This window comes from Paenimyroides viscosum (genome assembly GCF_003858535.1).
Lineage (GTDB): Bacteria > Bacteroidota > Bacteroidia > Flavobacteriales > Flavobacteriaceae > Flavobacterium > Flavobacterium viscosum.
The window spans coordinates 1-8,642 of sequence record NZ_RQTJ01000054.1; the positions used below are offsets into that span (position 1 = coordinate 1).

An 8,642-nucleotide genomic window follows, 5' to 3' on the forward strand; every position below is an offset into this window, starting at 1 on the left:
GCGCTTATCGCCCTTTACCGAATACAGCATAACATCACAAATAGAACTATTAACACGAATCAAAGCGCCATTGGTTTGAAAGCGAATAGCCTGTCCCGATCATTTTCGTGATTAAATTGTTGAAACAAGCGTAAACTAATCGGGTGGTCAGTGAGCCTGTGGTCACTAAGATTGTGGTCACTGCGGTTCTCGAACTGTTAGTTTTGGTGGCTGAGGTTCTCGAACTGTTAGTTTTGGTGGCTGAGGTTCTCGAACTGTTAGTTTTGGTGGCTGAGGTTCTCGAACTGTTAGTTTTGGTGGCTGAGGTTCTCGAACTGTTAGTTTTGGTGGCTGAGGTTCTCGAACTGTTAGTTTTGGTGGCTGAGGTTCTCGAACTGTTAGTTTTGGTGGCTGAGGTTCTCGAACTGTTAGTTTTGGTGGCTGAGGTTCTCGAACTGTTAGTTTTGGTGGCTGAGGTTCTCGAACTGTTAGTTTTGGTGGCTGAGGTTCTCGAACTGTTAGTTTTGGTGGCTGAGGTTCTCGAACTGTTAGTTTTGGTGGCTGAGGTTCTCGAACTGTTAGTTTTGGTGGCTGAGGTTCTCGAACTGTTAGTTTTGGTGGCTGAGGTTCTCGAACTGTTAGTTTTGGTGGCTGAGGTTCTCGAACTGTTAGTTTTGGTGGCTGAGGTTCTCGAACTGTTAGTTTTGGTGGCTGAGGTTCTCGAACTGTTAGTTTTGGTGGCTGAGGTTCTCGAAGCCACATTTTCATTTAAAATTTTGAAATAATTAGGTGGTTGATTTAGTATATTTCTGTATATTTTTTATCGCAATGTACATTACGGTAATATAAGTTACGATAAATTGAGGTTAAGGGTTACAACATCCAACCGCTTAAATTTAAATTGGGTGTGGTGTTTTAAAACTTCTCTTGCCTTAGCAGATTCAGTATAGAAAACTGAATAGGTCAAGCAAAAAATAAATAATAAACCTAAAGTTTTTTTTGCTCTGTGCAGAAACACCATTAAAGCTTTGAGTTTATTAAATCGCGAAACTGAAAATTAATATTGATGTTGTAAACCTATATTTGATGTTGACCAGCCATCGGGATCAACTCATCAACAAATAACTTTTTTCTCCCAAGTTGGGAAACGGAAATATACAACCTGTGTTACTTAGCGGAATAAAATAAGTAATTATGGACTTCAATCAAACTTTCGAATTAATAAACGGTGTGCGCCAATACAATTATTTCAAATGTATACAGTATATACAGCTGCAAGGGAGCAGTTTATATGGCTGCAAATACTTAATACACACCTCGCAAAGACAACAGCTGCACAAATTGTTAGCGTATGCCACGGCAGACCGGGAAGCTTGTACATTTTACGGCATAGACCTACGGAAAGGCTTATTGATAAGCGGCCCCGTAAACAGCGGGAAAACCAGCTTGCTGCATCTGTTGAAACCTTTTTTTGAACCGGAAAAGCAATACTCCATACGCAGCTGCAGGGAGGTGGTATATTGTTACGATTTGTTCGGTGAACAATCCTTACAACGATATACTGAAAATAATCTGCCTTATTGCTTTGATGACCTGGGTATCGTTCCCAGCTGCTTAAGTTTAAAAATGGATGTTTCTGTGGTGGGGGAGTTGCTCAAGACTAGGTTGTTAAATAAACGAGCAGATACACACATTTTAACCAGAATGAATGTCGGGGCGCTTAATAAGCGGTACGGTAAGCACTTTACGGCTTTGCTTTTTTGCAACTTAAATTTAATTGAATTTACAGAATCGTTCAACTTAAAATAACTCATTATGAAAAAACAGGAAGTAAGATTGTGTATCTATCCCAAAGATATTCAACGCATCACCGGCAAAAGCTACAGGCAAAGCATCCGCATTCTAAAAGCGGTAAGACAACTGTTTGATAAACCTGAGAACAGTTACGTTTCGGTTACCGAATTCTGCATGTATAGCGGACTGCCTTTTGATGAAGTTGCAGCGTTTCTTGATTAAAAATTAAGCTTTTTCATGAGTTCCGTGATACTGTTTAATGTTCCGCTATAATAGTTTTCGTTTTTAAATTCGGGAATAAAATAATTGTCAATGATAAATTTAGTTTCATCATCACTAATTAACTTTTCAATTCCATTTCCATTCTGCACCCTAATTTTTCTATAGTGTTTGGAAATAGCAATTACGATTCCGTTATCTTTCCCTGCTTTTCCAATGCCCCATTTTTTAGCAATTCGCAAGGATAAATCATCAAAGTTGGCACTGGTTGCTCTCAACGAATCTAAAGTAACGATAGCAATTTCGGCTGAGGTTTCTTTCTCAAATTTTGTGATTAGATCATTCAAAACTTTGACTTCATCTTTTGAGTATATCTTTTCATAATCTGTTACCCATCCATAGTGCTTGATTGGATTAAGCCAATATAGCTTCTGAAAATTTTCTACAGCTTCAATCTTTAATGAATCAGTAGTATGTTGATTTATCTCTTGCGAAAAAACATGCAGGTGGATGAGGAGTGATATTAGAATAAAAAGTTTATTCATAGATTTATATTCTTTTTTATTAATTTTCTGTCTGGTATTTGTTAATATCAAAGTCAAAGTTAAATAGTTCTTTAGGATGAACATTAAGTGCTAAAGCAAACTTACAAATAGTTTTTATTGTAATATTTCTCTTTCCGCCTTCATATCTACTGATCTCTCCAGTATCTATTCCTGTTAAGAATTCTAGATCATTTTGAGTCTGATTGTTAATCTTTCTTAATTCTATAATCCTTTTACCAATTAGTTCAAGTACATCATTACTCAGTTCCATTTTGCTATATTTTATAGCAAATTGCATTTTTTAAATAAAAATATTATTGTGATATATCACAATGTTAAATAATTTTACTATATTTGCTTATGAATTATATGTAAAAGTGTAATTTCGCAATACTTTATAAGAAAATATTAAAGCTATTGCTTTGATTCTCGTATCAGAAAACTGGTAATTTTAAAGGGACGAGATGATAAGTAGATTAGCTCACGACCATGGCGTGAGCTCACTTATCTGTTCCCACGGTATACCAGTACCTCTGATTCAGATATTGTTGAGTTTCACGCCTTTTTATGCTTCTTACTCAACCATTGCCGGTTATGGTGCTATGCGCAGGTACCAATGTTTAATATTATTTTTTTGTGATTTTTAACATTTAAAAAAAATTTTAATCGCCCGTTTTCAATTTTTTGGATATTAAAATGGTAAAGCAGTTATGCAAAATGCCAAACCGAAAAATTTTCTAAAATAGCAGCTAGGGGGATACTAAATAGATACAGCATAGCAAAGGCTACCTTAGTGCATGAAACACATTTTCGGTAAAAATAGTAGAACATAGTGATTTATTCTAAATTTTTGAATTTAGGTAGAAAAATCATAACATATAAAAAAGAGAAATTCACCGTTTTAAGAAGTAAAAACAATTAAATATAACAAATTAAAAACAAACGGCGAAAACACCGTTTGCAAAAATGCTTTTTTACAAGATTAAATACAATTTGTTTTTTGAGAAAATTATTGAGTTCATTGAAACCAGATTCAGAGATCTTTTTCTTTTGGTCGCAAAAGAAACAAAACTCCTGAGCGCCACTACTCGTGGTCAATTAACGCCTCAATAGCGAAATCAAATAAACTCGCTTTTTCAAAGCTTAAACAACATTTGATTTTGCGCTATTATCAGCGAATCGACGCTCACTCCGTTGTGAATGCTCAGTTTTAGATCGCAGTAAATAGTATCATTGGATTTTTGATTGAAAACGGGATAGTCTAATTACAAGAATCAAAGCGCCATTATCAGTATAACGAGCGTCAATTAATTGAAGAATGCGTTAAAGAATCGGGGAACAAAGTGACGATTCGATTCTTTAGAATTCAAAATTTAAATTGACCGTTTTAATGATACGGCAAGATCAAAGAAAAAAGATTTTTATTCGAGCGTTTCTATTTTGTTTTTGTTCTCATGATTACTTCGCCTTAGACCAAAATAGTAAATATATTCTTTTGGAAAGGCTTGCAGTTGCTTCTTTTCATCGGAAAAGAAGAGAAAACCGAAATTCATCAATCACGAACAATGGAGATTGAAAACGAAAGAGACCTTTCACTCCATTACATACCGCTCAAGATAACAACAAAAAATAAAAAAGATAAACCTTACGGCTAAAAAACAATTACAACATACAAAAAGTTAGTCACGTAAGTACAGGGCAAAGCACATAACTACTTCCAACCATCATAATTGAGTATTAATTTATAGTAAGTATTAGTTTATTTAGTAGTTAGAAACCGGAAGGGTTATGTGCCGCAGCTCTTATAAAAAATATAAACCCAAAGCTTCTTTTTGGGCTATGTGGATCAGCCCCATTTAGCTTTGGCTTTATTACATTAGGAACCTGAAGGAGTTTGGGTGAATGAACAAATTAGTAAAGCAATGGCAATCTAACTTGTCTCGCTTTCGCGGAAATGCAGCATGACAGAATGGATAGAACTATTGGATTTTTGATTGAAAACGAAATAGACTAACTAGGAGAATCTAAAAAACGACATTATAAAAAAGCCGCTAAGCGATGAATGTTTTTACACGTTAAAAACAAAATGCCTGTTTGAGCGTAGCGAGTATTATTTTGTTTAGAGTAAAAACAAGAAGAGTAGGCTTTTTTATGGAGTCTTGATTTTTTGGTTCGTTTTGTATCAAGACAAAATGAACAATAGAAAATTAAAAACTGGATGCGATGCTGCATAGCTTGTGTCGCTTTAGCGGAAATGCAGCATGACAAAGTTGATAGAATTATTGGATTTTTGATTGAAAACGAAATAGACTGATTATGAGCGTCAGAGCGCCATTAGTGAAACCGTAAGGTTCACGGCTTCCAAGCTGTAAAATAAAGCCTGGACGTAATTGAGCGCAAAATCATAAGGGAACGAAGTGAAATCGAAGATTCATGAATACATTAATATAAAATAAAAAAGAGTGAATACGTTTTTATGATTTAGCTTACAAAACGTAGTCGACCGTTTTTAATGATGAGGCAAGATCAAAGAAAAAAGATTTTTGCTTCTTTTTATCTTTAAAAAGAAGAGTAAAACCGAAATGAGTCTATAAGGAATTAGTGAGATTAATTAAAGGAATTGTCCAACGAACTAAAAAAAATTACACCATAAATCCAAAGCTTCTTTTTGGGCTATGTGGAGCAACCCCATTTAAGCTTTGGCTTTATTGCATTCGGAACCTGAAGGAGTTTGGGTAAATGAACAAATTAGTAAAGCAATGGCAATCTAAAAACTGGATGCGATGCTGCATAGCTTGTCTCGCTTTAGCGGAAATGCAGCATGACAGAATGGATAGAACTATTGGATTTTTGATTGAAAACGAAATAGACTGATTATGAGCGTCAGAGCGCCATTAGTGAAACCGTAAGGTTCACGGCTTCCAAGCTGTAAAATAAAGCCTGGACGTAATTGAGCGCAAAATCATAAGGGAAAGAAGTGAAATCGAAGATTCATGAATACATTAATATAAAATAAAAAAGAGTGAATACTTTTTTATGATTTAGCTTACAAAACGTAGTCGACCGTTTTTAATGATGAGGCAAGAAATCGAAGATTCATGATTTCAAAATGTAAAATAGATAATAGATCATACAAAAAAGAAAAGACTTTTATTCGAGCGTTTCTATTTTGTTTTTGTTCTCATGATTACTTCGCCTTAGACCAAAATAGTAAATATATTCTTTTGGAAAGGCTTGCAGTTGGTTCTTTTAGTCATAAATCGAAGATTCACGACTTCCAAGCTGTAAAATAAAGCCTGGGCGTAAAAGAACAGAAAAACCGAAATGTTTTATTTAGGGATTAATGACATTAATATGCGAAATAGTTCAACAATCCTAAATTATAAAAACCAGAATTATAAATAAAAACTAAAATCAATAAACATAAACCTACAAGGTTACCAAAACCTTGCAGGTTAAAAAACATAAAGCGTATAATTTATAAATCACCCCATTATGCCACAAAGAAATTTTGAATTATTAAAAAAAAGCGACCCCGCTGCTTTAGAAAAAATTCATGCCCAGTACAGTAGAAGGATTTTTTGGATGGGCAGAAGGATAATCGACGATGACTTCGTTGTAGAGAACCTGGTGCAGGATACTTTTTTAAAATTATGGGAACGCAGGGAAACAATCGAAAATCCAATGCACATACTGTTTTTCCTACAATATGTTATGAAGAAATCCTGTTATTCGCATTATTACAAACCTAGGAACAAATTTTTTAGAACGGTGAAGTCGTTGGAAAGTTTCGAGAACTTTCAAGACTATCTGGCGGGCTACGATCCGGCTGAAGCTGCGCGTAACATTAGTGATCAAGAAATACAGCAAAAGTTTTTAGATTTGATTGACACGGTACTGCCGTTGATAAAACATGAAAAAAGGCAACTTATTAACCTGTGCTTAAAGTATGGCTTTCGCTACAAACATATTGCGCAAATAATGGGAAAGGGGACTACAGAAACAGTAAATGAAGTAAAAAGGGCGATTGAGGATATTAAGAAGATTGTCGATGGACGGGATAGGTTTGAACGCAAGCTGCAGCAGGTTGAACCTAAGGCTTTGCAAAACAAATTGACAGAAATACAGTTACAGGTATTGCAGATGCGTTTTGAGATGAACAGATCATTTGCGGCAATAGCAAAGGAACTTAACCTTTCACAAAAGGAAGTACATCAAGAGTTTATGACGGCATATACATTCACACAAAAGCAGCAGTTGCATTCACTATAAAACGGTTAGTATGGAAAAAGATACAATAAAGCTTACCAGGAAGATACAACTCACAATTGACTTGCCAACAGCAGAAGAAAAGAAAGAAGTGTGGGGAAAACTCTACAAATGGCAGGATCGATGCATGCGTGCAGCAAACCTTATAATGAGCCATCTGTATGTGCAGGCAATGATTAAAGATTTCTTCTACCTGTCTGAAGGTGTGAAGTACAAACTGGTTGATGAAAAGAAAGATCCGGATGGTATACTGCAGTTCTCACATACCAACTGTACCTACAGGGTAGCAAGCGACCGTTTTAAAGGGGAAATACCAACAAACATACTCTGTCATTTGAATTATGAGCTGATCAATAGGTTTAAAAGGTACTATATGGAGTATGTGAGCGGAACCCGTTCTTTAGACAATTTTAAACCCGGTACGGGTTTCCTTTTCGGAATACAAGGCTTCAAACGTCTGCAATATAACGAACAAAAGAAGGCATTCTGTTTCCGTGTGTATTCGGTTCCGTTTAAGACCTATCTTGGTAGAGATTTTACCGATAAACACAAATTGCTGCAGCAACTTATCAGTGGCGAAATAAAACTTTGCACGTCACATATAAAACTTGACAAAGGAAAGATATTTTGGCTTGCGGTTTTTGAAATCCCTAAAGTTGCGCATCGCCTGGAACCCGATGTTGTTGCAGAAGCATCTTTATCGTTAGAGTATCCTATTACAGTAAAAATAGGCAGAAACAGATTACAGATTGGCAATAAGGAGGAGTTTTTACATCGCAGGCTGGCAATACAGGCTGCACACAACCGAACCAAAGAAGCGGTACCTTATTGCAGGGGCGGCAATGGTAAGGAACGGAAATTAAAGGCCTTAAACAGGTTTGACAGTATGGAGCGCAATTATGTTACCACCCGTTTGCATGAGTACAGCAGAAGGCTGATTGATTTTTGTATAAAACATAAAGCGGCTACGCTGGTGCTGGTTGATTTAGAGGGAAATACCGATATTGCTAAGGAAGAAACATTTGTATTGCGTAATTGGAATTATTATGAACTTACAACAATGATAAAGTATAAAGCAGATAAGGCCGGTATTGAACTTATTACCACCTGAAGGAAAAGTTGTAGGGTACCTGTATACCCGAAGGGTGAGGTTATTTGTAAGCACTCGCTGAACGTATAAAACGTATACAGTTAAGGTTAGTTATAAGCTAAAAAAGCAATGTGTTGGCAATGAAGCTAAATACTACTTTATATAAAATATTTTGTGGGTGCTTGTACACCCGTAGGTTGAGGTTGCAGGTCAGCTCTCACTGAATGCGTAAAGCATATACAATTTAGTTAGTTTAAAAAATTGGATAAGAACCAATACGAAAAACCAATAATAGGAACTATTGATGTTGCTGTAGGAACATACGAAGAAAGTTATATACGCTTCCTTCTAATCCTGTTGATACACACGAATGGTACGATGCCATTGTGAATGTAACAAGAGAAAGTAATAATAATTAATGATTATCGGAAAGATTACACCAAGTTTTAGTTTTATCGTCAGTGTCATGCTGAACTTGTTTAACTTCGTTCAGTTCGCAAGCTCGGGTCAGCATCTCACAAGATAAATAATGATGAGATTACTTCGTCAGTTCGCAAGCTCGTGTCCGTGTCAAGCACGGAATGACACACAGTGTATAGGAAAAAGTGTTTTCAATATTTAATTTATGATACATTAATAAACCCGTAGTGCATTATGTGATTAAAATTAATTCATTGAAAATAAATATAGTAAAAAAATAAGACTCCGTAGGAGTCAAATATTTGTAACCCCGAATGAAATTCGGG

At 35.7% G+C, this 8,642-nt stretch carries 7 protein-coding genes; 5 read left to right on the forward strand and 2 right to left on the reverse strand.

What is annotated here, in order from left to right; translation table 11 throughout:
* Positions 1-203 precede the first annotated feature (203 nt).
* The 3 genes from EG242_RS14255 to EG242_RS14265 all read left to right on the forward strand — a co-directional run bounded on the left by EG242_RS14255 (position 204) and on the right by EG242_RS14265 (position 1,995).
* A complete protein-coding gene (locus tag EG242_RS14255; protein WP_158608885.1) occupies positions 204-764 on the forward strand; it encodes a hypothetical protein in 561 nt (186 codons plus the stop codon).
* 409 nt (positions 765-1,173) lie between these two features.
* The gene (locus tag EG242_RS14260; RefSeq protein ID WP_124900541.1) at positions 1,174-1,788 is read left to right on the forward strand and encodes a hypothetical protein; all 615 of its coding nucleotides are present in this window, start codon (positions 1,174-1,176) and stop codon (positions 1,786-1,788) included.
* Positions 1,789-1,794: 6 nt separating this feature from the next.
* Positions 1,795-1,995 (forward strand): hypothetical protein, encoded by a 201-nt coding sequence (locus EG242_RS14265; protein ID WP_124900543.1) that lies wholly within the window; start codon positions 1,795-1,797, stop codon positions 1,993-1,995.
* On the opposite strand, the gene EG242_RS14270 is transcribed toward EG242_RS14265, so the two are convergent.
* Positions 1,992-2,537, reverse strand: coding sequence for a TPM domain-containing protein (locus EG242_RS14270; protein WP_158608886.1), 546 nt, complete (start codon positions 2,535-2,537; stop codon positions 1,992-1,994). The two genes, EG242_RS14265 and EG242_RS14270, sit on opposite strands and share 4 nt — an antisense overlap.
* Positions 2,538-2,556: 19 nt before the next feature.
* Positions 2,557-2,808 (reverse strand): helix-turn-helix domain-containing protein, encoded by a 252-nt coding sequence (locus EG242_RS14275; RefSeq protein ID WP_124900551.1) that lies wholly within the window; start codon positions 2,806-2,808, stop codon positions 2,557-2,559.
* A 3,224-nt stretch (positions 2,809-6,032) separates the two neighbouring features.
* Here EG242_RS14275 and EG242_RS14280 point away from each other — a divergent pair.
* Both EG242_RS14280 and EG242_RS14285 read left to right on the forward strand, forming a co-directional pair.
* The gene (locus EG242_RS14280) at positions 6,033-6,809 is read left to right on the forward strand and encodes a sigma-70 family RNA polymerase sigma factor (RefSeq protein ID WP_124900547.1); all 777 of its coding nucleotides are present in this window, start codon (positions 6,033-6,035) and stop codon (positions 6,807-6,809) included.
* Between the two features lie 10 nt (positions 6,810-6,819).
* The gene (locus EG242_RS14285) at positions 6,820-7,917 is read left to right on the forward strand and encodes an IS200/IS605 family element transposase accessory protein TnpB (RefSeq protein WP_124900549.1); all 1,098 of its coding nucleotides are present in this window, start codon (positions 6,820-6,822) and stop codon (positions 7,915-7,917) included.
* Positions 7,918-8,642 lie beyond the last annotated feature (725 nt).

Excerpts from the sequence above, each read along its gene's own strand:
- EG242_RS14260 (WP_124900541.1), top strand. The coding sequence starts at position 1,174 with ATGGACTTCAATCAAACTTTCGAATTAATAAACGGTGTGCGCCAATAC.
- EG242_RS14265 (WP_124900543.1), top strand. The coding sequence starts at position 1,795 with ATGAAAAAACAGGAAGTAAGATTGTGTATCTATCCCAAAGATATTCAA.
- EG242_RS14270 (WP_158608886.1), bottom strand. The coding sequence starts at position 2,537 with ATGAATAAACTTTTTATTCTAATATCACTCCTCATCCACCTGCATGTT.
- EG242_RS14275 (WP_124900551.1), bottom strand. The coding sequence starts at position 2,808 with ATGGAACTGAGTAATGATGTACTTGAACTAATTGGTAAAAGGATTATA.
- EG242_RS14280 (WP_124900547.1), top strand. The coding sequence starts at position 6,033 with ATGCCACAAAGAAATTTTGAATTATTAAAAAAAAGCGACCCCGCTGCT.
- EG242_RS14285 (WP_124900549.1), top strand. The coding sequence starts at position 6,820 with ATGGAAAAAGATACAATAAAGCTTACCAGGAAGATACAACTCACAATT.